This window comes from Polaribacter sp. (assembly GCF_965656025.1).
GTDB lineage: Bacteria > Bacteroidota > Bacteroidia > Flavobacteriales > Flavobacteriaceae > Polaribacter.
On record NZ_CBFHJT010000156.1, the window covers coordinates 1 to 1,037 of the forward strand.

General features: G+C 28.2%; 2 protein-coding genes. Both read right to left on the bottom strand.

The window, feature by feature from the left end:
- On the bottom strand, positions 1-758 hold a 758-nt coding region (locus ACTG3S_RS14545), incomplete at its 3' end, for a hypothetical protein (protein WP_439130049.1).
- A gap of 75 nt (positions 759-833) precedes the next feature.
- Positions 834-1,037 (bottom strand): DUF6498-containing protein (locus ACTG3S_RS14550; RefSeq protein WP_439130050.1); only part of this gene is annotated, 204 nt, incomplete at its 5' end.

Sequence of the window (1,037 nt, forward strand, 5' to 3'; positions counted from 1 at the left end):
GTGTTTACTTGATCAAAAGTTTTACTACCCATAGAAAACAAACTTTTATGTTTTTTAATGCTTGTAATTGCTGTAGAATTAATTAACCTGTAATTCACATTAATTTTAACTTTAGCTGCATTTCCCTTTAGCCAATCTTTAGCACCATCTTCTGTAAATAGAAAATACAGTTCCACATCACTCACTAATGCGTTATCTAATTCTTTAGAAATAGCTGAAGAAATATTTGCATTTACTCTAAATTTTTTAAAAAGTTTACTTTTTATATTACTCTGTTCTTTAAAATAATAGCTGTAATTTGCTGGAATTATTTGAATAACCCCTGGAATTTTAGATTCTTTTACAAATGGTCCATCAGCTTTGGTCCAATTTTTATAGCTCTTTATTTTTCCTGCAGTCTCAGGTGAGACAATTTCAAATCCGTTATTTTTTAATTCTGATATGTATTCATTATAAAGTTGATTTACTTTATTCTGTATCATGTCTTTATCTAAATTACCTAGGCCAACTGCTGCAACAGCCTTTGCATCTCCAACAACTTTTCCTTTTCTGTAATTTTTACTACCAGCTTTGGTGTCTTGCGCATCTTTATATACTTGTAGATTTACGTTGAAATTAGCGATATAAATTTTTTTCGGATTTTTCTTAAGGTTTTTTAATCCGTAAGTATTGTTTTTTGGTTTAAAGCTCTGGATGTCTTGTGCTTTTAGAGAAATACAAAAAGTTAGAATAGAGAGTGATACTAATATTTTTTTCATTTTAAGTGTTTTAAAGTTACCTTACAAATCTCTCTAAAACACAAAAATGATACAATACGTCATTTGACGTATATTTTACTCAGTAAACATAATCAGCTGTTTTTTAATATCTTCTTTACTCGCTTTTTCGTTTTCTAGTTTTTCTGATAGAAAGTCTAGTGTTTTAGAGTTTTCTCTAATGGATTCTAAAGTTAAGTCTACGATCAATCTAAAAAGAATTAATAAAATAGCAGCAATAACACCTGCTTTACTAAATACGATAAAAAAGAAGGAAATAAT